The organism is Streptomyces sp. WY228, assembly GCF_019287315.1.
GTDB lineage: Bacteria > Actinomycetota > Actinomycetes > Streptomycetales > Streptomycetaceae > Streptomyces > Streptomyces caviscabies.
The window spans coordinates 4642791-4666943 of the sequence record NZ_CP079114.1; the positions used below are offsets into that span (position 1 = coordinate 4642791).

Here is a 24153-nt window from a genome sequence, read left to right on the forward strand (position 1 = left end):
CCACTCCAGGCGGCCACGACGGGGTCAGCAGACGCCGAAGTCGCGCCATCCGGGCTTGTACCGGGGCCAGCCGGCCATGTCGTACCACGTGCCGCGCTCATCGCTCATGACGATCCCGTCCTCGCCGCCCTTCCCGCTCCGGACCCCCGAGTAGTGGCCGACGACGCCGTCCCCCTCGGACTGGAACATCTGGAGTTCCGAACGGCCGTCGCGGTCCTGGTCGGTGGCCCGCAGGCCGTACACGAAGGTCGTGGAGACCACGTCGACCGTGCCGGTCCGCTCGCTGCGCAGGTCGCGGGCGAGCGGACCGTAGTGCACCTCGTGCGCGACCATGTGGTGCGTCGGGTCGTCACCCCGGTGCGCCTGGCTGTAGAAGAGGGCCAGGTCCACATGGCCGTCGCCGTCGAAGTCGCCGAAGGCGCCCTTGGCGACCATGTCGTCCTTCGATGCGCCGCGCAGCTTCTGCCAGAACCCGCGCGCGGAGCCGACGTCCACCGTGGTGCGGTCCGAACCACGCCGGAAAACCACGTGACTTGAGCCGTCGCGCCGGGGATCCCGGATCAGGTCCAGGTGCCCGTCCGCGTCCACGTCGGCGCGCAGCGTCGTGTCGTCGACCGCGCAGATCGCCAAGGGCGCGTGGTCACCGGGCCGAGGGCCGTCGCCCCACAGGTACCACGCGCCGACGGTGGTGAGGACGAGCACGGCTCCGGCGGCGGCGGCGAACCGTCGGCGGCCGGTGCGCGCGGTCCGCGGTCGTGGCGGGGAAGCAGACATGCCGAGACTCTAGGGGGTGCTCCGATGGGCGTGCGGGCGGTTGGAGGGGCGGTTACGAAGCCCTCGACGGCCCATGCGGGCCGAGCGCTACCGAGTTGCGCGGCCCAGATAGGTCACGGGCCCGGGGTCCGGAACGGCGATCTCGTGGAAGCCGACGCGGTCGTAGAAGGCGCGCGCACGGGTGTTGGCCGTCAGCATGCTCAAGTGGACCGCCTTGACGCCCTGTTCGTGGAGGGCGGCGAGGAAGGTCTCCATCAGCCGTCGCCCGTGTCCCGCGCGCTGGTGGGTCGGGAGCAGGTCGATGTGCAGGTGGGCCGGATAGCCGGCCAGCTCCGGCAGGATCATGCGTTCCGGGGTGTGCATCAGGGCGGTCATCGCCTCGGTGGGGGTTGCCGGTTCGCGTACGGGGGCCGGGTGGCGGTCGGCGAGGCCGGGGAGCCATTCGGCGCGGTAGCGGTCGACGAAGGACGCGGTGTCCGCCGTACCGAGGATGTAGCCGACGGCCCGCCCGCCGTCCTCCACCACGAAGGCCAGGCCCGGTTCGAGGGCGGCGTAGGGCGCGGCGAAGATGTTCGGCAGCAGGTCGGGGTCCGGGTAGAGGTGCCGGGCGTCCCCGCCCTCGTGCCCGGTGCGTACGCAGATGTCGAAGAGGGCCTCGCGGTCTTCGGGGCGGTACGGGCGCAGCACGGGCGGCGGAGGAGTCATTGCCGGGATCCTTCCGGTGCGGGAGTGCTCCCGCAAGGGGGTGGGGCGACGTCTCCACCGGGGCAGTCACGCTTGACATCAAAGTGCATGATCGTGCAACCTTTTGGTCGTCCGTCAACTCCTGCCGCTTTGCCGGGGGATGTTGTTGCTTGCGCGATCAATGACCTGGAGGTCTGCGCATGGCTGATCCCGTGAAGATCAAGATCTGGTCCGACTACGTCTGCCCCTTCTGCATGCTGGCCGAAGGCCCCCTCGAAGAGGCGATCGACGACATCGGCGCCGAGGTGGAGATCGAGTGGATGCCGTTCGAGCTGCGGCCCCACCCCCAGCCCACCCTGCGGCCGGAGGACGACTACCTGCCCGACATCTGGAAGCGCGCCGTCTACCCCATGGCCCGTCGCCTGGGTGTCGACATCACGCTCCCCGACGTGTCGCCGCAGCCGTACACCGCCCTCGCCTTCGAGGGGTACCAGTACGCGGCCGAGCACGGCCTGGGCACCGCCTACACCCGGCGGATGTTCCGCGCCTTCTTCCAGGAGAGCCAGGACTTGGGCCAGGTCGACGTCCTGGTGACGCTGGCCGGTGAGATCGGCCTGGACGAGGCCGGGTTCCGGGCCGCGCTGGCGGACGGCGCCTATCGCGCCCGGCACCAGGAGGCCCTGCGGGAAGCGGCGGCCCACCGGGTGCAAGCCGTTCCCACGCTGCTCATCGGTGACACCCGCATCGAGGGCGTCCCGCGCCCCGCCCAGTTGCGCAAGGCGATCCTGGACGCCCAGGCGCGGCAGGCGGAGGACGCCGTCGTGTACGGCGCCGCCTGCGGTATCGACGGGAGCTGCTGAGTTGCCCGGCACCGCCGCCGGCCCGTCCGGCGCCTCCACCGGGCAGACCCGCGCCCATCCCGCCCTCGCCGCCTGCCGGTTCGCCGGTCTCGACCTGTGCAACAGATTCGCCGTCGCCCCCATGACCCGGGTCTCCGCGACCGAGGACGGCCGGGTCACGCCGGAGATGGCCGCGTACTACGCGGCCTTCGCCGAGGGCGGCTTCGGGCTCCTGATCACCGAAGGAACCTACACCGACCGGGCCTTCAGCCAGGGCTATCTGTTCCAGCCCGGCATCACGGACGAGGCGCAGGCCGCCGCCTGGCGGCCGGTGGTCGAGCGGGCGCACGCCGCCGGGGCGCGGATCGTCCTGCAGCTGATGCACGCCGGGGCCGTCTCGCAGGGCAACCGGTTCCGTGACCGGGCCGCGGGGCCGTCGGCGGTACGGCCGCTGGGCGAGCAACTGGCCAAATACCGTGGCGGCGGCCGCTGGCCCGTGCCGATGGAGCTGACCCGCCGGCAGATCACCGAGGTCGTCGAGGGCTTCGCGGCCGCCGCGGTCCGCGCCCGCGACGTCGGCTTCGACGGGGTGGAGATCCACGCGGCCAACGGCTATCTGCTCGACCAGTTCCTCACCCCGTACACCAATGCGCGCACCGATGAGTACGGCGGTGACGTCGAGGAACGCCTGCGGCTGGTACGGGAGGTGGCGGCCGCGGTGAGAGCCGCGACCGGGCCCGGCTTCACGGTCGGCGTCCGGCTCTCGCAGGGGAAGATCAACGACCCGGGGTGGCAGTGGCCGGGAGGCGACGCCGAGGCGCGCACCGTCTTCACGGCGGCCGCCACCGCCGGGGCCGACTATCTGCATCTCGCGGGCAGCGGGCGGGACCGGTTCCCGCGGGGGCGGTCGCTTCCCGCGCTCGCCCGGGCGGTCACCGGGCTCCCCGTGATCGCCAACGGCGGGCTGCACCGGGACGAGGTGGCACGCCGCGTGCTGGACGAGGGGCACGCCGACCTCCTGGCGATCGGGACGGCCGCGCTGGCCAACCCCGACCTGCCGCGCAGAGTGGCGGCGGGCACGGCGCGGGCGGCGTTCGACCCCGGGGTGCTGGAGCCGCTGGCGACCCTGGGCAACGCCCGGGCGCACGCACACGCTTGACAGTTTTTAGATGCACATGCAAGAGTAGTTCTGCGGGCGAGGCCCTGAGCGGCCACGTGCGGACATCTTTCCATTGCATGTGCAGGCAAATGAACGCTACAGGGCAACTCGGGAGACGAACCGCTCATGGCCACACACGACAGCGAACTGACGGGCTACGCCCACGAAGCGATCCGGCTCAGCGGCGAGCACGTCGCCCAGGGCGGAATCCCCTTCTCCGGCGTGGTCGTGGCCGGCGGACGGATCCTCGGAACCGGCTTCAACCGGGTCCGCGAGGACAACGACCCGACCGCGCACGCCGAGGTCGTCGCCCTCCGGGAGGCCACCGCCAAGCACGGGATCCGCTCCGTGGCCGGAGCCACCCTGATCGCCTCCGGTGAACCCTGCGCCCTGTGCTATCTGGCGGCGCGGTACGCCGGCATCGGCCACATCGTGCACGCCGCCGACCGCAGGACCGCCGCCCGGTACGGCTTCGACTACACGAGCACGTACACCCTCTTCGCCGAGGACCCGGCGGACTGGCCCATCAAGGTCACGGCGCTCCAACTCCCCGAGGCCGAGCAGCCGTTCCAGGACTTCCTCACCCTGAGCCGCGCCGCGCGCTAGCGCTCCGGTTCCGCACCGCCCCTTCACTCCGCCCACCCCCTCCCATCCACCGCACGGAAGGACCCGCCATGCACTGGCTCTACCTCGCCATCGCCGTCGCCTTCGAGATCACCGTCGCCATCGCCGCCGGAAAGGCCGAGGGCTTCAAGAACCGCAAGTGGACCACCATCACGCTGCTCAGCGGCGCCGCCGCGACCTTCTTCCTCAGCAAGGCGCTGCTGACCTTCGACGTCGGCGTCGGCTACGCCCTGTGGACGTCCGTCGCCGGTGTCGGCATCACCGTCCTCGGCGCGCTGTTCTTCGGCCAGCGTCTGAACGTGAACAAGGCGATCGGCATCCTCCTCGTCATCGGCGGTGTCGTCGGCCTGCAGCTGAGCGGTTCCGCCTGAGCCCGGAGCGCGACCCCCGGGCCCCGCGTGCACCGCACCCCGCCCCGTAACCACCTGACGACACCCCTGAGAGAGGACCCACCTCCCATGTCCAACGCAGCCAAGAGCTCCACCAACGCCTGGCTCTCGCTCCTGCTCGCCGGAGTCTTCGAGATCGGGTACGCGCTCGCCGTCGGCGGCAGCGAAGGCTTCACCGTCCTGACCTGGTCCCTGGTCGCCGTGGTGTTCTTCCTGCTGACGCTCTACGCACTGAGCCTCGCCCTCCGCACGATCGACGTGAGCATCGGTTACGCCGTCTGGGCGGGCATCGGCGCGGTCGGCGCCGCGGTCCTCGGCCCGCTCTTCTTCGACGAGACCCTCACCCTGGCCAAGGGCGCCTGGCTGGCCGTCATCATCGTCGGGGTCATCTGGCTCAAGCTCGCCGACCGTACGAAGCCCGAGGCGGCCACCGCGGCCCAGGAGTCCGGGAGGCTCGCGGGCGAGCCGAGCGCGGTCCGGGTCTGACCCGGCACGGTTCGGGTCCGGCGTTCCGCCGGCGGCACGCCCCAGGCGCCTCCTGCCCTCAGCGACAAGGGCAGCGGGCGCCTGGGGCGTTGTGCGTGCGGTGGGTCCGGCGCTCACTTCGCGGTTCGTCCGCCGTCCACCGCGAGGGCGGATCCGGTGGTGAACGACGAGGCGTCCGAGCAGAGCCAGGCCGCGGCGCGGGCGATCTCGGCCGGATCGGCGAGGCGCTGCTGGATCGCCTTGGAGCCGAAGCCGGCGCGCACGGTGGGGCCGGTCGCGAGGACGCCGTCCATCATCTCCGTGTCGGTGCTGCCCACCACGAGGGCGTTGACGCGGATGCCGTGCTCGCCGTACTCGGCGGCCGCCGCCCTGGTCAGCCCGATCACCGCGTGCTTGGCGGCCACATAGGGCGCCGAGGCGGAGGTGGCGCGGACGCCCGCGACGCTGGAGGTGTTGACGACCGAGCCGGCGCCGGCCGGCAGCATGGCGGGGATCTGGGCGCGCAGACAGTTCCACACCCCGCGCAGATTGACGTCCATGGTGCGGTCGAAGACCTCGTCGGGCAGTTCGTGCAGGACCGTCCCGGCGCTGGCGTAACCGGCGTTGTTGAACGCGCAGTCGAGCCTGCCGAACCGGTCGACCGCCGTGGCGACCGCCTGCTCCATGTCCGCCCGGACGGTGACGTCGCCCGGTACGGCCACGGCCCGGCCGCCGTCCTTCCTGATCCGCTCGGCGACCTCCTCGACCAGGCCGGCCCGGCGGGCCACGAGGACGACGGCGGCTCCCTCGTCGGCGAAGTGCCGGGCCGCCGCCGCGCCGATCCCGCTGGAGGCGCCGGTGATCAGCGCCACCTTGCCGGACAGCAGCGGTCCGCCCGGCATCACGCGTACGTCCCCTGCCCGGCCGTGGCCAGGGGGGTGCTCCACAGGCTGCCCGTGGCCGTCTCCCGGTCGATCCGGCGCACCAGGCCGTCGTCGAGTTCGTCGAGGCCGCTGATCAGGTGGCGGACGCCCGACTCCCGCATGAGCGCGCGCTGGTGGCTGTGGACGAAGTCGGAGGGGCGGCCGACGAAGGCGGCGCCGAAGGAATCGTCGGCAACGGACGGGGCGGGCAGGGCAGTCGGGCGAGCTGGGCGTGCTGTACGAGCTGTGCGGTCAGGGTGGGTCGAGCTGTTCTGGGCCGGGCTGTGCGGCTGGGGTGGGGCGGACTGTTCGGGGCCGAGCCGGCCGGCAAGGGGGAGCCGGCCGGTTCGGGTGATCCGGGCTGTTCCGGTCAACCGGGCTGTTCGGGCGCCCGGTTCCGCGCGGTCGCGTCGGTCCGTTCCGGTGTTCCGGCCCGTTCCGGTGCGTCGGTCCGTTCCGGTGTGCCGGGCATCAGCGAGACGCCCCGGGCCGGGGTCGCGTCGGCGCGGATGATCACGGACGGGACCGCGATGCCCGGGAGGAGCAGGTTCCACATCTGCTGGGTGCGCTCGGGCAGGTCCTTGCGGCCGCTGATGACGTTGGAGTACATCTGCATTCCGGTACAGGCGGCGACCACGAACTCCGCGACCACGACCGGGTCGATGCCCGGCTGGAGCTCGCCCTCCTCCCGCGCCTCGTGCAGGCAGCCGGTCATGATCCCGCGGAAGTTGTCGTACGGGTCGGCGTTCAACGAGCCGCCCATGGCGGCCTGTTCGTTCGTCAGCCGGACGCCGGCCCGGAGCAGCGGGTCGCGCTGGAGCTGCCACGACCACACGAGGGTGAGGTCGATGAGCCGCTGCAGACCACCGGCGGCGATCAGCGGGACCAGGGTCTCCGGCTGGCTGTTCATCACCGCCCTGGCCAGGTCCTCCTTGGAGCCGAAGTGGAAATAGAGCGCCCCTGCCGTCACGCCGGCGCGCTTCAGGATGCGCGTGATGCTGGCCCCCGCATAGCCGAACTCGTCAAAGACCTCTGCGGCTGCGTGCAGGAGTACGCGGCGGGTCTGTTCCGCCCGCTCCTGTTTCGGTTGCGCCATATCTCCCACCTTACAAAAAGAATGCTCCTTACGTTACCTGGGCCTACGGCGGTCAGGGCAAGTCCATTCTGTGGTGGTTGAGTTGCTTATGGAGGCCAATCATCCGCCTAACAAAGGAAGACGCCGTAGCCCCTTAATGCGAGAAAACAGGAGGATCATTATTTTTGAGCCGGGTACACGGAGTCGTCCGCACACATCGCTGCGTAGTCACCCGCAACAGCTACCGATCTTGGGGGGCCAAGTTGTCTGTTTCTGTACTGAGCCGTGAATTCCAGCCAGTCCAGCAGTCGCAGGTGCACCAGTGGCAGGTGCACAAGCTTCGGAGTGAGGAAGTCCTGCTCACGGCGTGGGCGGAGCGGTCGCCCGGGCGCTATGTGCTCACGGGGCGCTGGCCCCGGGGCCACGCCTTCTACCGGCCGACGCGGGGGGGCGTACGACCCGATGCTGCTCACCGAGAGCGTGCGCCAGATGGTGCCGCTGCTGTCCCACCCCGTGCACGACGTGCCGCGCGCGCACAAACAGGCGTGGGAGCACTTCAGCTTCTCGGTCGACCCGCTGGCCTCGCTGGCGACCACCGTGGACGAGGCGGTACGCCTGGTGGTGACCTGCTCGGACGTGGTCCGCCGCGGCAGCAGGTTCGCCGGGATGGCGATGGACATCGACGTCCACCTGGGGGAGCGGCTGATGGGCAGCGCGCACACCCGGTTCAACAACCAGCCCGCGGCCGTGTACCGGCGGCTGCGCGGGAGTTTCGCCGATGCCGAGGCCGCCCTCGCGAACTGCCTGCCGGCCGGGCCGCCGGTGGATCCGCACCGGGTGGACCCCGCGCATCCGGTGCTGTTCGACCACGCCGTCGACCACGCGCCCGTGTCGGTCGAGCAGCACGGCGTCCGGGTCTTCACCTCCGAGGTGACGATCTAGACCGGCCCCGGGGGGAACGTACGGACACGGAGCGGCGGGCGGCCCGTACCTCCTCGGGAGGGGTACCCCCTCGGGAGGGATGCGGGCCGCCCCCCGTCGGCCGTCAGGCCCGCACAGGCTCCGGCATCGGCTCCGGAATCTCCTCGTGCTCCGTGACCGCGACGTGCACCGAGGCCGGGACCGCGAAACTGGCCTCGTACCCCGGGGGGCACGCCCTGGACCAGGGTCACCTCGTAGCGCTGGGCGAGGTCGCGCAGATAGCCGGCGTCGCCGCTGGCCCCGGCGTCGGCCACGACGACCGTTCCGCCGGCCTCCAGCACCGTCCAGACGTCGAGGAGCGCCAGGTCGAAGTTGAGCGGTGAGAAGCTCAGCGCCGTGGTGCCGCCGTCGAGGTCCGCGGTGGCGCGGCGGGTCAGCCGCTCCAGGTCCGCGTAGGTGACCTGGTGGCCGGCGTGGACGAGCGCGGTGCTGTCGGGCTGTTCCTGCACATGTCTGCTGAATGCCTGCAACAGGCGAGGCGAAGGCGACGGTCCCCCCTCGGTGGATGGGCTGTCTTGGCTACGAGAGAGAACCTAACGGATATTATGTGCATGGTCATGCATGTAAATCGGAGTCGAGGGTGATCCAGCTCACGACACTTCGGGCCGGAAACAGGCCCGAACATGCAAAAACGGCGGGAGGCCCGGTTGTCCCGGACGCCTCCCGCCGTCTGCCGCGATCGTGTCAGGCGGCGCTGCGCAGCGCCTGCACCGCCCGGGCGAGCTGGTCGTCGGCGCTCGCCGTGTTGAGGGCCGAGCTGAGTACGTCGGCGTAGGTGGCGCGGGCGTCCTGGTAGCGCTTGCGGCCCTCTTCGGTGATGACGGCGAAGACGCCGCGCTTGTCGTCGGCGCAGTTGTCCTTGTAGGCGTAGCCGGCGCTTTCCAGGCGTCCGACCAGGCGGGTCACCGAGCTCTGGCCCAGGCCGATGTGGTCCGCGAGCTCCTGCATGCGGCTTTCGCCCTTCTCGGCCTGGGTGAGGGCCTCCAGGGCGCGGTACTCGGAGAGGCCGACGCCGTAGCGGCGCTGCAGGGCGTGCGCGAGCTGGCGCTCCACGAAGGCGTGCAAACCGAGAACGGCCTCCCACATGGTCTGATCGGAGGCGGCGCGTGGCTGCTGCTGGATCGTCATGGACGGCTCCCCTTCTCGACTGCGATGAACAATAAGATACATGCCCATGCAACAATCTGGGGAGCGTTGGTGCTTGCTGGTAAGGTTCTAGTCGCTATATATATGTATATGCAAGCAATGGGTCGAAGGGGGCGCGGTGAGGGCGCGGTCTCAGCGGCCCCTGCCCTCCAGGGTGCTGCAGGCGTAGGCGGCCGAGACGAGGGTCATGTGCCGGTGCCGGCCGGGGAAGGAGCGGCCCTCGAAGTCGAGGAGGCCGAAGTCCTCTCCCATGCGCCGGGTCGCCTCCTGCGGCCCGCCGGGTGACCGGGCCGGTTCCAGCAGTTCGGCCGGATGGCGGTCGGTGATGTTCGTCAGTCAGATCCGGCCCGGACGCCCGGTGGCGGTGTCCCACTCGGGCCTGGTCGAGCGTGCGGCGCGACAACAGCAACGGCTCCTCGCCCGGGGCCCGTACGGCGTCCGCGGCCAGAACGCCCTGGAGCCGGGCGAGACCGCGGGCCGAGGCGTACGCCCCCAGCGAGGGGACCATCGCGTAGCGCCGCCGGCTCTCGCTCCACATCCCGGCGTCCGCGGGGAACGGGGACGGGTTGTTCCACACCCGTTCGAAGAGCTCCGCCTCGCCGTCGCCCGCCCCGCCGTCACCCGCCCCGCCGTCCAGCGCCCGGTAGCGGGCGCGGAAGCCCTCGTCGTACGAGATCCGGGCGGCCTGCGGCAGTTGATCCGGTACGAGGCCGAAATGGACGTCGAGACCCAGTGGGCCCGCGATCTCCTCCAGGAAGAACAGATCGAGATCGCGGCCGTCGACCCGGCGGACCACCTCGGCGACGATCCACCCGGCGGTCCACGGCCCGTGCAGCACACCGCCGGCCCGCGGGTCCTCCTCCAGGCTGTGCAGTTCGAGCAGCGCGGCCATCATGCGCGGGTTCTCGACGTCCCGCTGGTCGAGGCCGGCCGCCATGCCCGGGAGGCGGGCCGTGAACGTCAGCACGTCCCGCAGCGTCACCGCGCCCTTGCCGCGCACCGCGAACTCCGGCCAGTGGTCGGCGACGGGCGCGTCCAGTTCGAGCGCGCCCATGTCGGCGAGCAGCAGGACCGCCGTGGCCAGGATTCCGTGCGAGCCCGTCAGCAGCGGCATCAGGGTGTCGCCGGACCATGGTGTGCCGGTGACCGGGTCGGCGGTGCCGTGCCACAGGTCGACGACCGGTTCGCCGTCCCGTACGACCGCCAGCGCGGCCCCCCGGGAACCGGGCGGCCCCGCTTCTCTGCAGGCCCGTTCGAAGAAGTGGCGCACGGAGGCGAACCCGGGTGCGGTGGTTCCGTGGACGTCGTCCGTCGCCGCCCGCGGCCGGGGGCGCGGGAGGACCTGCCGTACCAGAGAGGTCGTCATGTCAAGAACTCCAAAGAGGTGGAGAGCCAGGGAGAGCCGGTCAGCGGTGCGCAGTGTGCGGCGGAGGCACGGAGGGCCTCACGCCTCGGGCGCGCCCGCCGGGTAGGGGAGGAACTCCAGGTCGGTCAGGTCCTGTTGGGTCAGCCGGACCCGGTCGCCGCCGAGGTTCTCCGCGAGGTGGTACGACGTGCGCGTGCCGGGCAGCGGCACCACGTGATCGCCGAGCCGGAGCAGCCAGGCCAGGGCGACCTGCGCGGGGGTGGCCTCGTGCCGGGCGGCCACCTGCGCGACGGCCTGGGTGAGGGCGACGTTGTGGCGGATGGCCCGTGGGGCGAACCGGGGCTGGGTGCGCCGCCAGTCGTCCGGGGCCAGGTCGTCGTGCGTGGACAGCGCACCGGCCAGCAGACCGCGGCCGAGCGGGGCGCCGGCCAGCAGCGCGATCCGGCGCTCCACCGCGTACGGCACGACGTCGTCGAGACCGCAGCGCGTGAACAGCGACACCTCGGCGGCCATCGCCGCCGCCTCGTGCACGGCCTCGGCGTCGCGCGCCTCCTGCACGGTGACCACGGGCAGCCCCAGCATGCGGATCTTGCCCGCCCAGACCTGCTCGGCCAGTGCGCCCCAGCTCTCCTCCAGCGGTACGCCGGGGTCGACGCGCCGCAGCAGATAGAGGTCGATGTGGTCCACGTGCAGCCGGCGCAGGCTCTCGTCGACCGCGTCCCGCAGCGCCTGCGGACCGCCCGCGGGCCGCAGCACACCGCCGGCGTCGCCGAGCAGCCCGCCGCCGGTGCACAGCACCACCTCGTCGCGGCGGCCGCGGATGGCCTCGCCGATCAGCCGCTCGTTCTCCCCGGCCGCGTAGGCGCCGGCCGTCTCGACGAGGTTGACCCCGAGGTCCACGGCCTCCCGCACCAGCGATACGGCCTTGCTCCGGTCCCGCAGGCCCGGGGCGTAGCGGTACGAGAGGCCCATCGCCCCCAGCCCCAGCCGGCCGACGACCGGCCCGTCCCTGCCCAGTGTTGTGGTCCGCATCCCGCGAGGACTCCCTTCTCCACAGAGGAAAGCGACCACTCCATGGCACCAGCAGGCGTTCTCGAAGCCCAGGATCCCGTTACTACTTGCCGACCTCCGACGACTTCGGGAAGTTCAGGCGGAACGGGATGCGGTGATCCGGGCGATCGCCTCGACCGTCAGGGCCCGGTCGTGCGGCTCGGTCTCCAGGGCGCGGTGGATGGACAGACCCTCGATGAGCGCGTCGAGCTGACGGGCGGTGGCCGGGTCGAAGTGCCATTCCAGGGCGCGGCGGCTGCGGCCCATCCAGGTGCGGGTGAGCTCGCGGTAGGCGGGCCGGCGGGCGGCGAGGGTGTAGAGCTCGTGGGTGAGGATCAGCTCGCGCTGGTTGCCGCCGGAGAGGTGGTGGACGAGGTCGGCGACGGCCTCGCGCGCCTCGTCCCGGGTGTTCGCCGCGCCCAGGCGCTCCTCGAAGACGGCGACGATCGTGCCGGCGAACCGGGTGAACGCCTCGTGCAGCAGCTCGTCCATGCCGGAGAAGTGGTACGTCATCGAGCCGAGCGGCACGCCCGCGCGGGCGGCGACCTTGCGGTGCGAGACGCCCGCCACGCCCTCGTCGACGATGAGATCCAGCGCCGCGTCGATGATGCGGTCCCGCCGCTCGGGGTCGGTGCGCCCTGTCGCCACGCGGCGCTCCTCTCCTCGGTCTCTCCCGGCCGGTCGGCTCGGCCTCCTCGCAGCATAGGGCTCGGGGGAGTGTACGAACGTACGCTTCGGGCGTACGCTCGTACATCCGCGGGTCATGCACGGTGACCCTCCCGCGCGTTCCGCCCCTCACCCGTCTGCCGAGGCACTGCTCCGATGAAGAACCCGCCGCTCATGGACGCCGCGACCCGCCGCTGGCGCGCCGCACTCTTCCTCTTCATGCTCGCCACCGGGGTGAGCATGGCGTCCTGGGTGGCCAGGACCCCTGCCGTACGGGACGCCCTTGAGGTGTCCACGGGGTCGATGGGCCTGGTGCTGTTCGGGCTCTCGATCGGCTCGATGGCGGGCGTGCTGGTCTCGGGCGGCCTCGTGCGCAGGCACGGCGGCCGGTCGGTGATCGCCCTCGGGGCGGGGCTGCTGGTGGCCGGTCTCGCGGTGATCGCCGGGGGCGCGGCGCTGGAGGTGTCGGCCGGGGTGTTCGGCGGGCTGGCGCTGTTCGGGGCCGGGATGGGCCTGGCGGAGGTGGCGTTCAACATCGAGGGCGCGGCCGTCGAACGGACCCTGGGCCGCCCGGTCCTGCCGGTGCTGCACGGCTGCTTCAGCCTGGGCACCGTGGTCGGCGCGCTGGCCGGGATGGCTCTGACGGCGGTCCGGTTCCCGGTCGGCTGGCACCTGGCGGCGGTCGCGGTCGCCGTGACGGCGGCCGGGGTGTGGACCGTACGGGCGGTTCCGGCGGGTACGGGGCGCGCGGAGGCGGAGGCGGACGCGCAGAACCCCGGCTCCGACTCCGGCTCGGAGACCGGCACCGGGCAGGGCGCGGGCGGGGAACGCACGGGCGGTGTGCGCGGGCAGCTGGCGGTCTGGCGGGACCGGCGGCTGGTGCTGATCGGCCTGATCGTGCTGGCCATGGCCTTCGCGGAGGGATCCGCCAACGACTGGCTGCCGCTGCTGATGGTGGACGGCCACGGGACGAGCGCGACGGCCGGATCGCTGACGTTCATGCTGTTCGCCGTCGCGATGACGACGGGCCGGTTCGCGGGCGGACCGCTCCTGGTGCGTTACGGGCCCGCGGCCGTGGTCCGGGCCAGCGCGCTGGTGGCGGCGGTCGGCGTGGCGCTGGTGATCTTCTCCTCCAGCGCGCTGCTCGCCGGCGCCGCGGTCGTGCTGTGGGGGCTCGGCGCCTCGCTGGGCTTCCCGGTGACGATCTCGGCGGCGGGGGAGGGGGCGAGGCCGGAGGACGCCTCGGCCCGGGTCGCGGCGGTGTCGACGGCGGGCTACGCGGCGTTCCTGGTCGGCCCGCCCTCGCTGGGCTTCCTGGCCGACCACGTGGGGCTGCGCAACGCGATGGTGGTGGTGCTCGTCCTGCTGGGCGGCGCGGCACTGATCACCCGGGCGCTGCGGTCTCCTGTGCCGGAGCGGGAGGGGCCCGGCACCGGGGCGGCCGCTTCGCGGGAGGGCCGGCCGCGCACCGGGTCGGATCAGCCGGACCTGGTGTAGATCAGACTCTCGCCCGTGCCGGTCGTGGTGCGGCGCAGGGTGCCGTCCGTGAGCAGGGTCAGCTCGGTGGGCTTGCCGGGGGAGCAGGAGGAGGCGGGGCTCCCGGAGGACACCGTGGAGGGGCCGATGCGGACCGGGCCGTCCCCGGCGGGACTGTCGGCCAGCGGGGCGCTGAACTCGCAGTGGTACGAGGACCCGGACGCGAGGGGCCCCTCGGCGGTGAGGGCGAGGACCTGGTCGCCCACGTCGCCCTGCCGGATGGTCAACGTGCGGGTGGACGGGCCCTGTTCGCCGGGTATGGAGCCCGACCAGGTGCCGAGGAAGCCCTGCGGTACGGCGCCTTCACCGCCCTGCTGCCCGCCACTGCCGCCGGTGTCGGCGGAGCCCGAGGGGCCGGGCGATGCGGTCTTTCCCGGCCCGTCGCCGTTCATGAACGCGTACACGGATCCGCCCGCGCCTATCGCCACGATCACGGCGACCGCGACGAGCGCGACGGTGGCCCCGACGGAGCGGCGCTCCCGGACGGGCGGGGGCGGCGTGGGCGCGAAGTAGGCCGGGGGGAGGGGCTGTTCGGCGGTGGGGCCGTAGGGCGGGTGGGGCTGGGCGTACGGGGAGTACGGCGGGGCGGTTTCCGTCCGGGCGGCCGGAGCGGCCGGGGCGGCGGGGTGCGTCGGCGGTATCGGCGTGGGCGCGGGGGCCGGCGGTATCGGGCCGGTCCGGGCGGGGAAGCCCTGGCTGCTCCGGGGGGCCTGCGGGGGCGGTGGGGCCTGCGTACCGTGCGGGCCCTCCGGAGCAGCCGGGTCCGCCGGGTCCGCCGGGTACTCAGGGTCTTCCGCGTCGAGCAACCCCACGGCCTGGCGGCCGAGTTGGGCGATGAGGGTGGCGGGCAGCCACGGTTCGTCCGCGTCCGTCTCGCCCAGGCGGGCCAGGATCTCGTCGGTGCCGGGGCGGGCGGCCGGGTCCTTCGCCAGGCAGTCCCGGACGAGGCCGGCCGACTCCTCCGGTACGCCGGTCAGGTCCGGGTCCTCCTGGGCAATCCGGAACATCAGGGCATGGACCCCGCCGCTCTCCGCCGTACCGAACGGCAGCCGGCCCGACGCGGCGTACGCGAGGACGGCCCCGAGGCAGAACACATCGCACGCGGTGGTCACGCGCTCGCCGCGGACCTGCTCCGGGGCCATGAAGCCGGGCGAGCCGACCAGGGCCCCGGTGCGGGTCAGATCGCCGTCCGGCACGGACTCCAGGGCGCGGGCGATACCGAAGTCGATGACCCGGGGCCCGTCGATGGTCATCAGCACATTGGAGGGCTTCAGGTCCCGGTGGATCAGCCCCGCCCCGTGGATGTGCCGGAGGGCGTGGGCGAGCCCGGCCCCGAGGAACCGTACGGAACGCGACGGCAGCGGCCCGTACGCCCCCGAGGCCGTGACCGGGGCTCCGGGGCGGCCCGAGACGATGCGCTGGAGCGAGGGCCCGGCGACGTAACCGGTGGCGACCCAGGGGACGGGGGCCTCGGTGTCGGAGTCCAGCACCGGTGCGGTCCACGCGCCGCCGACCCGGTGCGCGGCACGGACCTCCTGGCGGAAGCGGGCGCGGAACTCGGGCTGCTCGGCGAGTTCGCGGCGGACGAGTTTGAGGGCCACGGTGCGGCCGCGGTCGGAGCGGGCGAGGAAGACCTGGCCCATGCCGCCTTCGCCCAGGCGGCCGAGGAGGCGGTACGCACCGATGCGGTGCGGGTCGTCGGACCCGAGCTTGTCCATGGTGCGCTTCCTCCCCGTACGGCCCGCACGAGAATAACGCTGCCCCCACGAACGACCCCGCCCGTCCCCCCAACTCAGGACACCCCAAGCCCACCCACCGGTTCCGCCACCCCCACGCTCCTGGTCCCGCACCTCACAGCCCGCCCGGCGCACCCTTCCAGCCCGTCCGGCGTTTGAGGACGGAACCCTTGGCCGACGGGGGCGGTGCGCACACCAGGGGCGGTGCCCCGGAGGAGCCAACACGTTCAGCCCGGGCCCCGACGCCGACGGGCTTCCGTCCTCAAACGCCGGACAGGCTGGGGTGGCTGGACCCGATGTCAGCGGGCTTCCGTCCTCAAGCGCCGGACGGGCTGGGGTGGCCGGGCCCGATGTCAGCGGGCTTCCGTCCTCAAGCGCCGGACGGGCCGGCCCGGTCCGTGGCGGTGAGGTTGAGGGTGTCCAAGGCCTGCGACAACCGCTCCAGCACCCCCACTGCCTCCACCACCCCCTCCACCCCCAGCTCCCCCACCAGCCGCGCAGCGAACTCCGCGTGGGACGGGCCGATCCGGGACACCGCCTCCCGCCCCGCCCCCGTCACCCGCAACAGCTTCGCGCGGCGATGGGCCGGGTTCTCCGCGTACTCCGCGAGCCCCCGCTCGACCAGCAGATCCGCGATCCGCTGCACGCTCTGCCGGGTGATCCCCATCGCCCGGGCGATCCCCGCCACCGGCAACGGCTCCGGCAGCACCGCCCCCAGCACCTGCCACCACGCCGCCGTCAGACCGCCCGGCCGCGCCAACTCGTCGGCCACCGAGAGGAACTGCCCGTTCAGCCGGAACACCGTCAACGCGGCCCGGCTCAGCAGCTCCTGCTGGGACGGGGTGTCACCCGCACCCGCCTCCGTACCGTCACCGTCACCGTCGCCGTCACGCACCCTGCAACACCTCGTACGCGCTCGCGTCCGAGTCATGGAACAGCCGGTACCAAGCGTCCAGCTTCTCCGCGTCGTACACCCCGAGCAGCGCGAAGACCTCCCGCGCGAACGCCACCGGCTCCGTCGGCCCGGCCGTGATCAGACGCCCGGCCCCGTCCGCCCCGCCGTCCGTGACCGCGTCCGCGTCCACGTACCGCGCGCCGCCCGTGTACCCCGTCGCCGCGAGGTAGAAGGAGACCGCGCTCGTGTGCGCCCGGCCGTCCAGCAGCCCTTCCCGGGCCAGCCCGGCCGTCGCCCCGCAGATCGCCGCGACCGGCACCCCCGCGTCCAGGAAGTCCCGGGCCGCCCGCGCGAACGGGGCGAGCGCGTCGCCCGAGTCCCACTCCGCCGCCCCGGTCAGGATGAGCAACGCGCTGTCTTGCGCCCGCAGTTCGTCCAAGGACAGATCGGGCCGGACGCGCAGACCGCCCATGGTCGTCACCGGCTCCCGGGAGAGGCCCACGGTCCGCACGGTGTAGCCGTTCTGCGCGAGATGGGCGGTCGTGTACCCCGTCTCCCAGTCGGCGAAGGTGTCGTAGACGGCGAGATGCACGGTTCTGTCGCTGCTGCTGGTCATGATGACCTCCTCGACTCGATGACAGAAGGCTGTCATGTCGACAGCATGCTGTCAATCATCGATCGGCCTCTCCCCCGAACCCCGACACCTTGCCGATCCATCCGCCCCAGGCCGTACAAGGTGGCCATGGAGACGTGCCCCACCAGCGCCTACGCTCGCCGCATGACCCCTCATGCCCCTCATGCCCCGTACGCCGACCCCGCGGCCGGTGCGGCCGTGAAGGCCGCGGACCGCGCGCACGTGTTCCACTCCTGGTCCGCCCAGGGCCTCATCGACCCGCTCGCCGTCGCCGGCGCCGAGGGGTCCTACTTCTGGGACTACGACGGCAACCGCTACCTCGACTTCACCAGCGGACTCGTCTACACCAACATCGGCTACCAGCACCCCACCGTGATCGCCGCGATCCAGGAGCAGGCGGGCAGACTCGCCACCTTCGCGCCCGCGTTCGCGATCGAGGCGCGCTCCGAGGCCGCACGCCTCATCGCCGAGCGCACCCCGGGTGACCTGGACAAGATCTTCTTCACCAACGGCGGGGCCGAGGCCGTCGAGAACGCCATCCGCATGGCCCGGCTGCACACCGGGCGTACGAAGGTGCTCTCCGCCTACCGCTCGTACCACGGCGCCACCTCCACCGCGATCAATCTCACCGGCGACCCGCGCCGCTGGCCCTCCGACAACGGCTCGGCGGGCGTCGTCCGCTTCTGGGCGCCGTTCCTCTACCGCTCGCCGTTCTACGCGCAGACCGAGGCCGAGGAGTGCGCCCGCGCCCTCCAGCACCTGGAGGACACCCTCGCCTTCGAGGGGCCGGCCACCATCGCCGCGATCATCCTGGAGACGATCCCGGGCACGGCCGGCATCATGACGCCCCCGCCCGGCTACCTCGCCGGGGTGCGCGAGATCTGCGACCGGTACGGGATCGTCTTCGTGCTCGACGAGGTGATGGCCGGATTCGGCCGCACCGGCGCCTGGTTCGCCGCCGACCACTTCGACGTCGTGCCGGACCTGCTGACCTTCGCCAAGGGAGTCAACTCCGGTTACGTACCGCTCGGCGGCGTCGCCATCAACGCCGAGATCGCCGCCACCTTCGAGACCCGCCCCTACCCCGGCGGCCTCACCTACTCCGGGCACCCGCTGGCCTGCGCCGCCGCCGTCGCCACCATCGGTGTGATGGAGGACGAGAAGGTCGTCGAGCACGCGGCCCGGATCGGCGAGACCGTCCTCGGCCCCGGCCTGCGCGAACTCGCCGAACGCCACCCCTCGGTCGGCGAGGTCCGCGGCCTCGGCGCGTTCTGGGCGCTGGAGCTGGTCCGCGACCGCGAGACCCGCGAGCCGCTGGTGCCGTACAACGCCTCGGGCGAGGCCGCCGCCCCGATGGCGGCGTTCGGCGCCGCGGCGAAGAAGCAGGGGCTGTGGCCGTTCATCAACATGAACCGGACCCACGCCGTCCCCGCCTGCAACGTCTCCGAGGCCGAGGCGAAGGAAGGGCTCGCGGCCCTGGACATCGCGCTCTCGGTCGCCGACACGTACACGGTGCAGGGCGCGTAGGCCGCACAGGCCGCACAGGGCGGAGCCCGCACGCCGGGTAACCGGATCACCCGATTCCGTACGCGATCGACCCCGTACGCCTCCCCGCCGTGCCCGGAATCGGGCACGGCGGCGGCGCTGGCTTAAGGTGACCCGAGCCAGAGTGACGGGACGGACGGATGGGGGCCGGCATGAGTACGAGCGGAGGTGTGACGCGCAACACCCTGCGCCAGCAGATCGCCGACGCGCTGCGGGACGAGGTGCTCGCGGGGCGTCTTCCGCCCGGCCGGGAGTTCACCGTCAAGCAGATCGCCGAGCAGTACGGGGTCTCCGCGACGCCCGTCCGCGAGGCGCTCTTCGACCTCTCCGCACAGGGGCTCCTCGCCTCCGACCAGCACCGCGGCTTCCAGGTACGCGAGTTCACCGTCGCCGACTACCGGGCGATGGCCGAGGCCCGCGCCCTCGTCGTCGAGGGCCTCTTCCGCAACCCCGCCGAGCGGGTCGCCGTCCGGCCCGAGGCCCTCGCCTCGATCCGCCGCCGGGCCGCGGAGGCGGTCCGCGCGGCCAAGGGCGGCGACCTCGACGTGCTGATCGGGTACGACCTGCGGTTCTGGCGGGAACTGGGCCAGTTCGTCCTCAACCCGTACATCGCCGACTTCCTCACCAAGCTCCGCGTCCAGGCCTGGGTGTTCGCCGTGCACCGGCTGCGCCGCGACGGCATGGACGAGGACGTCCTGTGGTTCGGCCACGAGGAACTGGTCGAGGCCATCGGCCGGTGCGACCACGAACAGGTCCACGCCGCCATGCACTCCTACTACGCACACGCGCTCGCCTGGGCGGACCGGCTGGAGGCGGCGGAGGCCGGGAGGAGCGTCCCCGATGCGCCGGAGTCGCCGGGGCACTGTGCGTGAGGTTCGCCCCGCATTACGCTGTCCCGACGATCGCCCGAACCTTCCGAGAGCGAGACTTCGTGGCCTGTGACCTGTGGCTGGTCCCCCTCGTCGATGTGCTGTGCCACAGCGCCGACAACCCGTTCGCCGAAGAGATCGCCGTCTACGACAAGGCGTTGACCGAGGCCGGGCTGCCGCCCGTCCCCGTCTACGCGTACATGCCGGGCCTCACCGGGGACGTCGCCCCCGTGGCCGGCTTCGACTACGACGCGCTGCACTTCCTGCGCCGCGCCTACCTGCTCCAGCTGAGCGGCCTCGCGGTCACCCCGGTCGCCGGTCTCGACGGCGACTACGAGCAGCTCCTGGAGATGTTCGAACAGGGCGCGCAGCAGTCGCACCTGGTCTGGCACTACGACCACGCCGGGGCGTACGTCCCGGTGGACTTCCCGGCCCCGCTCTCCGACGACGCGCTCCTGGCGGGCGGCGGTCCGCTGGGCTCCGCGCACGGGCTGCTGCGGGAGCTGGAGTTCGTGGCCCCGGCCATCGGCATCGACCCGGCCAACCCGCCGGCCGCCCCGCAACCGCCCGCCGGCCCCACCACCCTGGAACAGCCGGCGGACCCGATCCCCTACGACGACAGCCCGTTCGCCCGGGAACGCCACGTCTGGCTGGGCCTCCACGCGGCGGCGACCCGCAGCCTGGCCCAGGGCTCAATGATCATCTTCAGCTAGCCCTCTCGACCCCTCACGGGCCGGGGCGCCCAAATCCAGCCCGTCTGGGTTCGCCCTCGGACCGGGGCGCCCAAATCCAGCCCGTCCGGCGATTGAGGACCGGGGGTCCGGGGGCGGAGCCCCCGAAACACCTCACCGCGGCGGCGACTCCGGCGGTCGCTGCCGCGGCATGTTCGGCCGCGCCGCCACCGACGGCATGGAGAACCGCCCCGGCAGAGCCCCCGGCTCCCCCCGCCCGCCCGCGCTCCCCGTCGCCAGGGCCTGCATACCCATCGGCGCGGGCCCGGCCCGGAACTCCACCATCCAGTCCGCCGTCTCCGACCGCACCAGCTCGGTGATGTCCTCCGAGAACCTCCGCAGCACCCCCAGGCACCGCTCGGCCGCCTCGCTGGCCGTGCCCTCGGTCGGCCCGAGCATCTCCCGTACGCACTCCGAAGCCCAGTCGAACTGCAACACCTGGAGCCGCCGCTGCACGGCCTGGGCCGTGGCGAGGTTCCTTATCCACCCGGAGGTGAGGCCGAAATACCGGTCGCAGCCCATGCAGGCGGCCCCCAGCAGCAGCGACAGATAGCCCCAGCCCGCCGAACCGCTCAGCGTGCCGGTCAGATCGAGCAGCGGCAGGGCCGCCCCGGCGACCACCCCGGCGGCGGTGCCCATCCGCAGGGCCCTGGCGGCCCGCCGCTTCCAGATCCGGTCGTTCAGATACCAGTCGGCGGTGTCCAGGGCGCCGGTCTCGACCCAGCGGTAGAGCTCGTCGAGCCGCTCGGCCGGTTCGCCCCAGTCGCCGAGCGGAAACGGGCGCCCGGTCAGATCGCTCCCTCGGGCGCGGCCGCCGGCCGGGGCTCCCGTAGCGGAATGCTCAGCTCCGTTCTCACCGGATCCCGCATCGGACTCCTTGCGGGGCGGCCCCTCGGGCTGCATCTCCGGCTGGCTCACCGGGGCACTCCTCTGCACTCTGACGGACGGGGACGGACGGGAACGGACGGGAACGTACGCGTAGGGGGTAACTCTGCGTCACCGCTCATGCGCGTTCGTGTGCCGATGCGCATGCCCTTCCTACCGCCGAATGGTGGGCCGTGGGGTCGAAATCGCGGGATTCCCGCCTGTACACGGCCGCTGGTCAGGTATAGGAGCATCCACGCAGGGTCCGGAATCTCACCCGAAAGAGTTGCTCCCCGGCGGGTGGAGCGCGGTGACCGGGGAGCACGTAGGCTCGGCTTACCGAAACATTTGTCGTCGAAATGCCAGGAGTGACCGTGATTCCCGGTGGTGGCCAGCCCAATATGCAGCAGTTGCTCCAGCAGGCCCAGAAGATGCAGCAGGACCTCGCCGCGGCCCAGGAGGAACTGGCCAGGACCGAGGTCGACGGACAGGCGGGTGGCGGTCTGGTGAAGGCCACTGTGACCGGTTCCGGCGAGCTCCGCGCCCTGGTGATCGACCCGAAGGCGGTGGACCCGGAGGACACCGAGACGCTCGCCGATCTCGTCGTCGCGGCCGTCCAGGCGGCCAACGAGAACGCGCAGGCGCTCCAGCAGGAGAAGCTCGGCCCGCTGGCGCAGGGCCTGGGCGGCGGTGGCGGCATCCCCGGCCTGCCGTTCTGACCGGACCGGAGTGAGCCGGGCCCCACGGGGCCCACAGGTGCCCCACGGGGCCTACAGGTACCGACCCGTACCCACTACGGTACGGAGCAGGAAGCGAAGAGAGGCGTTCCGTTGTACGAAGGCGTTGTTCAGGACCTCATCGACGAACTGGGCAGGCTGCCCGGCGTCGGTCCCAAGAGCGCGCAGCGGATCGCCTTCCACATCCTGCAGGCCGAGCCCACGGACGTACGCCGGCTCGCGCACGCCCTCCTGGAGGTCAAGGACAAGGTCCGGTTCTGCGCCGTGTGCGGCAATGTCGCGCAGCAGGAGCAGTGCGGGATCTGCCGGGACGCGCGCCGCGACCAGAGCGTCATCTGTGTGGTCGAGGAGCCCAAGGACGTCGTCGCGATCGAGCGGACGCGTGAGTTCCGGGGTCGCTACCACGTCCTGGGCGGGGCGATCAGCCCCATCGAGGGCGTCGGCCCGGACGACCTGCGCATCCGCGAGCTGCTGGCGCGGCTCGCGGACGGCTCCATCACGGAGCTGATCCTCGCGACCGACCCCAATCTGGAGGGCGAGGCCACCGCCACCTACCTGGCGCGGATGGTCAAGCCCATGGGCCTCAAGGTGACCCGGCTGGCCAGCGGTCTGCCGGTCGGCGGCGACCTGGAGTACGCCGACGAGGTCACCCTGGGCCGCGCCTTCGAGGGGAGGCGGCTGCTGGATGTCTGACGCCACCGCCGTACACCCCCGGCACTCGCACGTACCGCCCCTCGCTTCACCGTCTGTGACCGCGCCCACGGGAGGTCCCCTCGATGTCTGACGCCACGCTGAACTCCGTCACGCAGGACCCGGGCGACTTCGCCGTCCAGATCGCGGACCAGATCAAGACGTTCATCGTCGCGGTCACCGAGGTGTCCAAGGTCGACGAGCCGGAAGAGGCCGTTCCGGTCCTGCTCCTCCAGGTCTCGCAGCTCCTGCTCGCGGGCGGCCGCCTCGGCGCGTACGAGGACGTCCTCCCCGACGAGCGGTACGAACCGGACCTCGGCGCGGAGCCGGACGCGGACGGTCTGCGCGAGCGGTTCGCGGCGCTCCTGGAGCCGATCGACGTCTACTCCGAGGTCTTCGACCCGTACGAGCCCCGCAAGGCCCCGGTTCCGCACCGGATCTCCGACGACCTGGCCGACCTGGTCACCGACCTCGGCCACGGCCTCGCGCACTACGACGCCGAGCGCACCGCCGAGGCGCTGTGGTGGTGGCAGTTCTCGTACTTCTCCAACTGGGGCTCCACCGCCTCCGCCACCCTCCGAGCCCTCCAGTCCCTGGTCGCCCACATCCGCCTCGGCCAGCCCCTGGAGGAGCTGGACGGCCTGGACACCGACCAGGACCCGGGCGAGGACGACCTCGCCGAGGAGGCGGGCCGCGTGATGCTCCAGGAGATCGCGGGACCGCTGGGCCTGCGGCCGGTGAAGTAGCGGGCGCCCACGCCCGGTGAAGCAGCCGGGCCGACGCCTCCGCCCGGTCTCACCGGTACGCGTCGGCGTCCGCGCCCGGCCTCAGCGGAACGCGTCGGCGTTCTCCTCTGCCCAGCGGCGGTAGGGCCGGGCGGGTGAGCCGGTGACCCGGGCCACGGTGTCGTGCACGGCCAGCAGCGCGTTGTTGACGTCGCCGCCCATCAGGTCGAGCACGCTGTTCGCGACCTCGGCGCCCATCATCGCGGCCATCGGCCCGTACGCCGCTTCCCTCCCGATCCCGACGCAGGCCACCTCCCGGCCCAGCACCCGTCCCAGCTCACCGGCCTGCTGCCGCGGAGTGATCCGCTCCGGCCCGGTGAGCGGGTACGTCCGTCCCCGGTGACCCGGCCCCGTCAGTGCCGCCCGGGCCACCGAGGCGATGTCGGCGGGGTGGACGGCGGGCAGCCCGACGTCCGCGTACGGCACGCGCACGACGGACGCGTCGCGCACGGAATCCGCCCACCAGAGGGTGTTGGAGGCGAACTGCGTCGGCCGCAGCACGGTCCACTCCATCCCGCTCTCCCGCAGCCGCCGTTCGACCGCGAGATTCGCCTGCGCCGGGCCGAGGTGCGGATGGGTCTCGACGGTGATGGAGGAGACCAGCACCACGTGCTCCACCCCCGCGTCCCGGGCGGCGTCCAGGACTCCGGCGTCGTCGCCGACCCCCGAGACCAGGAACAGCGAACGCGCCCCGTCCAGCGCGGACTTCAGCGACGCGGGCCGCCCGAGATCGCCCTCCACCACGGCCACCCCGTCGGGCACCGCCGCCCCGGCCCGCGCCGCGTCGCGGGTCAGTGCCCGGACACTGGCCCCGCGGCCGTCCATGGACAGCTGCCGCAGCAGCTCCCTGCCGATGTTCCCGGTCGCACCGGTCACCACCATCGTCATCACTCAGCGCTCCTCTGTTCGACATCGGGAACGCTAGAACCTCAACCGTCCTTCAGATCAAGCCGTTTGAGGGAGCAGGCTGATTCCGCAGGTCCGCCCGGG

At 72.4% G+C, this 24153-nt stretch carries 28 protein-coding genes; 13 read left to right on the plus strand and 15 right to left on the minus strand.

The genetic code is table 11. The features are described from left to right. Window positions 1–24: 24 nt before the first annotated feature. Both KV381_RS20205 and KV381_RS20210 read right to left on the minus strand, forming a co-directional pair. Window positions 25–774: a hypothetical protein gene (locus KV381_RS20205; protein ID WP_218785931.1), complete on the minus strand. Its 750-nt coding sequence runs from the start codon at window positions 772–774 to the stop codon at window positions 25–27. An 87-nt stretch (window positions 775–861) separates the two neighbouring features. Then, window positions 862–1479 carry a GNAT family N-acetyltransferase gene (locus KV381_RS20210; RefSeq protein WP_193464735.1) on the minus strand — a complete coding sequence of 206 codons (618 nt, stop codon included), beginning with the start codon at window positions 1477–1479 and terminating at the stop codon, window positions 862–864. Between the two features lie 179 nt (window positions 1480–1658). On the opposite strand from KV381_RS20210, the gene KV381_RS20215 reads away from it, so the two are divergent. The 5 genes from KV381_RS20215 (at window position 1659) to KV381_RS20235 (ending at window position 4955) form a co-directional block, all read left to right on the plus strand. Continuing rightward, a complete protein-coding gene (locus KV381_RS20215; RefSeq protein WP_218785933.1) occupies window positions 1659–2318 on the plus strand; it encodes a DsbA family protein in 660 nt (219 codons plus the stop codon). A gap of 1 nt (window position 2319) precedes the next feature. After that, a complete protein-coding gene (locus KV381_RS20220) occupies window positions 2320–3456 on the plus strand; it encodes an NADH:flavin oxidoreductase (protein WP_218785935.1) in 1137 nt (378 codons plus the stop codon). Window positions 3457–3582: 126 nt separating this feature from the next. Continuing rightward, complete coding sequence (locus tag KV381_RS20225) at window positions 3583–4062, plus strand: nucleoside deaminase (RefSeq protein ID WP_218785937.1); 480 nt, start codon at window positions 3583–3585, stop codon at window positions 4060–4062. A 68-nt stretch (window positions 4063–4130) separates the two neighbouring features. Next, window positions 4131–4451, plus strand: coding sequence for a multidrug efflux SMR transporter (locus KV381_RS20230; protein ID WP_030075961.1), 321 nt, complete (start codon window positions 4131–4133; stop codon window positions 4449–4451). Between the two features lie 87 nt (window positions 4452–4538). Next, on the plus strand, window positions 4539–4955 hold the full coding sequence (locus KV381_RS20235; protein ID WP_218785939.1) for a multidrug efflux SMR transporter: 417 nt from the start codon (window positions 4539–4541) through the stop codon (window positions 4953–4955). Between the two features lie 113 nt (window positions 4956–5068). Here the strand turns inward: KV381_RS20235 and KV381_RS20240 are convergent, their stop codons facing one another. The 3 genes from KV381_RS20240 to KV381_RS20250 form a co-directional block, all read right to left on the minus strand. Then, window positions 5069–5836, minus strand: coding sequence for an SDR family NAD(P)-dependent oxidoreductase (locus KV381_RS20240; protein WP_030075959.1), 768 nt, complete (start codon window positions 5834–5836; stop codon window positions 5069–5071). Then, window positions 5836–5979 carry a hypothetical protein gene (locus KV381_RS20245; protein ID WP_158101260.1) on the minus strand — a complete coding sequence of 48 codons (144 nt, stop codon included), beginning with the start codon at window positions 5977–5979 and terminating at the stop codon, window positions 5836–5838. The genes KV381_RS20240 and KV381_RS20245 overlap by 1 nt, the downstream gene beginning before the upstream one ends. Window positions 5980–6227: 248 nt before the next feature. Further along, window positions 6228–6953 carry a ScbR family autoregulator-binding transcription factor gene (locus KV381_RS20250; protein ID WP_234024505.1) on the minus strand — a complete coding sequence of 242 codons (726 nt, stop codon included), beginning with the start codon at window positions 6951–6953 and terminating at the stop codon, window positions 6228–6230. Between the two features lie 441 nt (window positions 6954–7394). Between KV381_RS20250 and KV381_RS20255 the strand changes: the two genes are divergently transcribed. After that, on the plus strand, window positions 7395–7874 hold the full coding sequence (locus KV381_RS20255; protein WP_050495430.1) for an AfsA-related hotdog domain-containing protein: 480 nt from the start codon (window positions 7395–7397) through the stop codon (window positions 7872–7874). Here KV381_RS20255 and KV381_RS36580 read toward each other — a convergent pair. The 5 genes from KV381_RS36580 to KV381_RS20280 form a co-directional block, all read right to left on the minus strand. Next, on the minus strand, window positions 7871–8362 hold the full coding sequence (locus KV381_RS36580; RefSeq protein WP_030075957.1) for an AMP-binding protein: 492 nt from the start codon (window positions 8360–8362) through the stop codon (window positions 7871–7873). The two genes, KV381_RS20255 and KV381_RS36580, sit on opposite strands and share 4 nt — an antisense overlap. Window positions 8363–8597: 235 nt before the next feature. Continuing rightward, complete coding sequence (locus tag KV381_RS20265; protein ID WP_030075956.1) at window positions 8598–9041, minus strand: MarR family winged helix-turn-helix transcriptional regulator; 444 nt, start codon at window positions 9039–9041, stop codon at window positions 8598–8600. 94 nt (window positions 9042–9135) lie between these two features. Beyond that, on the minus strand, window positions 9136–10425 hold the full coding sequence (locus KV381_RS20270; RefSeq protein WP_306438360.1) for a serine hydrolase domain-containing protein: 1290 nt from the start codon (window positions 10423–10425) through the stop codon (window positions 9136–9138). A 78-nt stretch (window positions 10426–10503) separates the two neighbouring features. Continuing rightward, window positions 10504–11457, minus strand: coding sequence for an aldo/keto reductase (locus tag KV381_RS20275; RefSeq protein WP_030633942.1), 954 nt, complete (start codon window positions 11455–11457; stop codon window positions 10504–10506). 114 nt (window positions 11458–11571) lie between these two features. Then, window positions 11572–12123, minus strand: a complete 552-nt coding sequence (locus KV381_RS20280; protein WP_030633944.1) for a TetR/AcrR family transcriptional regulator — start codon at window positions 12121–12123, stop codon at window positions 11572–11574. Between the two features lie 174 nt (window positions 12124–12297). On the opposite strand from KV381_RS20280, the gene KV381_RS20285 reads away from it, so the two are divergent. Then, window positions 12298–13638 carry an MFS transporter gene (locus KV381_RS20285; RefSeq protein ID WP_030633946.1) on the plus strand — a complete coding sequence of 447 codons (1341 nt, stop codon included), beginning with the start codon at window positions 12298–12300 and terminating at the stop codon, window positions 13636–13638. Here KV381_RS20285 and KV381_RS20290 read toward each other — a convergent pair. The 3 genes from KV381_RS20290 to KV381_RS20300 form a co-directional block, all read right to left on the minus strand. After that, window positions 13620–15395: a serine/threonine-protein kinase gene (locus tag KV381_RS20290; RefSeq protein WP_103538279.1), complete on the minus strand. Its 1776-nt coding sequence runs from the start codon at window positions 15393–15395 to the stop codon at window positions 13620–13622. The genes KV381_RS20285 and KV381_RS20290 overlap by 19 nt on opposite strands. 388 nt (window positions 15396–15783) lie before the next feature. Next, window positions 15784–16308, minus strand: coding sequence for a MarR family winged helix-turn-helix transcriptional regulator (locus KV381_RS20295; protein ID WP_256995111.1), 525 nt, complete (start codon window positions 16306–16308; stop codon window positions 15784–15786). Further along, entirely contained in the window at window positions 16301–16924 is a 624-nt protein-coding gene (locus KV381_RS20300) for a DJ-1/PfpI family protein (RefSeq protein ID WP_218785943.1), read from the minus strand. Before KV381_RS20300 ends, KV381_RS20295 begins: the two co-directional genes overlap by 8 nt. A gap of 162 nt (window positions 16925–17086) precedes the next feature. Here KV381_RS20300 and KV381_RS20305 point away from each other — a divergent pair, with 162 nt between their 5' ends. The 3 genes from KV381_RS20305 (at window position 17087) to KV381_RS20315 (ending at window position 20069) form a co-directional block, all read left to right on the plus strand. Next, window positions 17087–18469, plus strand: coding sequence for an aspartate aminotransferase family protein (locus KV381_RS20305; RefSeq protein WP_086779905.1), 1383 nt, complete (start codon window positions 17087–17089; stop codon window positions 18467–18469). A 170-nt stretch (window positions 18470–18639) separates the two neighbouring features. After that, the gene (locus tag KV381_RS20310; protein ID WP_098023527.1) at window positions 18640–19359 is read left to right on the plus strand and encodes a GntR family transcriptional regulator; all 720 of its coding nucleotides are present in this window, start codon (window positions 18640–18642) and stop codon (window positions 19357–19359) included. A gap of 59 nt (window positions 19360–19418) precedes the next feature. Then, entirely contained in the window at window positions 19419–20069 is a 651-nt protein-coding gene (locus KV381_RS20315; protein WP_030086969.1) for a hypothetical protein, read from the plus strand. 132 nt (window positions 20070–20201) lie between these two features. Here the strand turns inward: KV381_RS20315 and KV381_RS20320 are convergent, their stop codons facing one another. Continuing rightward, complete coding sequence (locus tag KV381_RS20320; RefSeq protein ID WP_218785945.1) at window positions 20202–21005, minus strand: SLATT domain-containing protein; 804 nt, start codon at window positions 21003–21005, stop codon at window positions 20202–20204. Window positions 21006–21325: 320 nt separating this feature from the next. On the opposite strand from KV381_RS20320, the gene KV381_RS20325 reads away from it, so the two are divergent. The 3 genes from KV381_RS20325 to KV381_RS20335 all read left to right on the plus strand — a co-directional run bounded on the left by KV381_RS20325 (window position 21326) and on the right by KV381_RS20335 (window position 23124). Beyond that, a complete protein-coding gene (locus tag KV381_RS20325) occupies window positions 21326–21670 on the plus strand; it encodes a YbaB/EbfC family nucleoid-associated protein (RefSeq protein ID WP_003967515.1) in 345 nt (114 codons plus the stop codon). Between the two features lie 111 nt (window positions 21671–21781). After that, complete coding sequence (gene recR, locus KV381_RS20330) at window positions 21782–22381, plus strand: recombination mediator RecR (RefSeq protein ID WP_030086971.1); 600 nt, start codon at window positions 21782–21784, stop codon at window positions 22379–22381. 83 nt (window positions 22382–22464) lie between these two features. Beyond that, window positions 22465–23124, plus strand: a complete 660-nt coding sequence (locus KV381_RS20335) for a DUF5063 domain-containing protein (RefSeq protein ID WP_030086974.1) — start codon at window positions 22465–22467, stop codon at window positions 23122–23124. Between the two features lie 81 nt (window positions 23125–23205). On the opposite strand, the gene KV381_RS20340 is transcribed toward KV381_RS20335, so the two are convergent. After that, the gene (locus tag KV381_RS20340) at window positions 23206–24051 is read right to left on the minus strand and encodes an SDR family oxidoreductase (RefSeq protein ID WP_218785947.1); all 846 of its coding nucleotides are present in this window, start codon (window positions 24049–24051) and stop codon (window positions 23206–23208) included. Window positions 24052–24153 lie beyond the last annotated feature (102 nt).

Bases quoted from the DNA above. Each gene is read 5' to 3' on its own strand.
- KV381_RS20210 (WP_193464735.1), bottom strand. From the start codon at position 1,479: ATGACTCCTCCGCCGCCCGTGCTGCGCCCGTACCGCCCCGAAGACCGC.
- KV381_RS20275 (WP_030633942.1), bottom strand. From the start codon at position 11,457: ATGCGGACCACAACACTGGGCAGGGACGGGCCGGTCGTCGGCCGGCTG.
- KV381_RS20310 (WP_098023527.1), top strand. From the start codon at position 18,640: ATGAGTACGAGCGGAGGTGTGACGCGCAACACCCTGCGCCAGCAGATC.
- KV381_RS20265 (WP_030075956.1), bottom strand. From the start codon at position 9,041: ATGACGATCCAGCAGCAGCCACGCGCCGCCTCCGATCAGACCATGTGG.
- KV381_RS20205 (WP_218785931.1), bottom strand. From the start codon at position 774: ATGTCTGCTTCCCCGCCACGACCGCGGACCGCGCGCACCGGCCGCCGA.
- KV381_RS20300 (WP_218785943.1), bottom strand. From the start codon at position 16,924: ATGACCAGCAGCAGCGACAGAACCGTGCATCTCGCCGTCTACGACACC.
- KV381_RS20270 (WP_306438360.1), bottom strand. From the start codon at position 10,425: ATGACGACCTCTCTGGTACGGCAGGTCCTCCCGCGCCCCCGGCCGCGG.
- KV381_RS20255 (WP_050495430.1), top strand. From the start codon at position 7,395: ATGCTGCTCACCGAGAGCGTGCGCCAGATGGTGCCGCTGCTGTCCCAC.
- KV381_RS20290 (WP_103538279.1), bottom strand. From the start codon at position 15,395: ATGGACAAGCTCGGGTCCGACGACCCGCACCGCATCGGTGCGTACCGC.
- KV381_RS20245 (WP_158101260.1), bottom strand. From the start codon at position 5,979: ATGCGGGAGTCGGGCGTCCGCCACCTGATCAGCGGCCTCGACGAACTC.
- KV381_RS20335 (WP_030086974.1), top strand. From the start codon at position 22,465: ATGTCTGACGCCACGCTGAACTCCGTCACGCAGGACCCGGGCGACTTC.
- KV381_RS20305 (WP_086779905.1), top strand. From the start codon at position 17,087: ATGACCCCTCATGCCCCTCATGCCCCGTACGCCGACCCCGCGGCCGGT.
- KV381_RS20250 (WP_234024505.1), bottom strand. From the start codon at position 6,953: ATGGCGCAACCGAAACAGGAGCGGGCGGAACAGACCCGCCGCGTACTC.
- KV381_RS20235 (WP_218785939.1), top strand. From the start codon at position 4,539: ATGTCCAACGCAGCCAAGAGCTCCACCAACGCCTGGCTCTCGCTCCTG.
- KV381_RS20340 (WP_218785947.1), bottom strand. From the start codon at position 24,051: ATGACGATGGTGGTGACCGGTGCGACCGGGAACATCGGCAGGGAGCTG.
- KV381_RS20215 (WP_218785933.1), top strand. From the start codon at position 1,659: ATGGCTGATCCCGTGAAGATCAAGATCTGGTCCGACTACGTCTGCCCC.
- KV381_RS20230 (WP_030075961.1), top strand. From the start codon at position 4,131: ATGCACTGGCTCTACCTCGCCATCGCCGTCGCCTTCGAGATCACCGTC.
- KV381_RS20225 (WP_218785937.1), top strand. From the start codon at position 3,583: ATGGCCACACACGACAGCGAACTGACGGGCTACGCCCACGAAGCGATC.
- KV381_RS20285 (WP_030633946.1), top strand. From the start codon at position 12,298: ATGAAGAACCCGCCGCTCATGGACGCCGCGACCCGCCGCTGGCGCGCC.
- KV381_RS20240 (WP_030075959.1), bottom strand. From the start codon at position 5,836: ATGCCGGGCGGACCGCTGCTGTCCGGCAAGGTGGCGCTGATCACCGGC.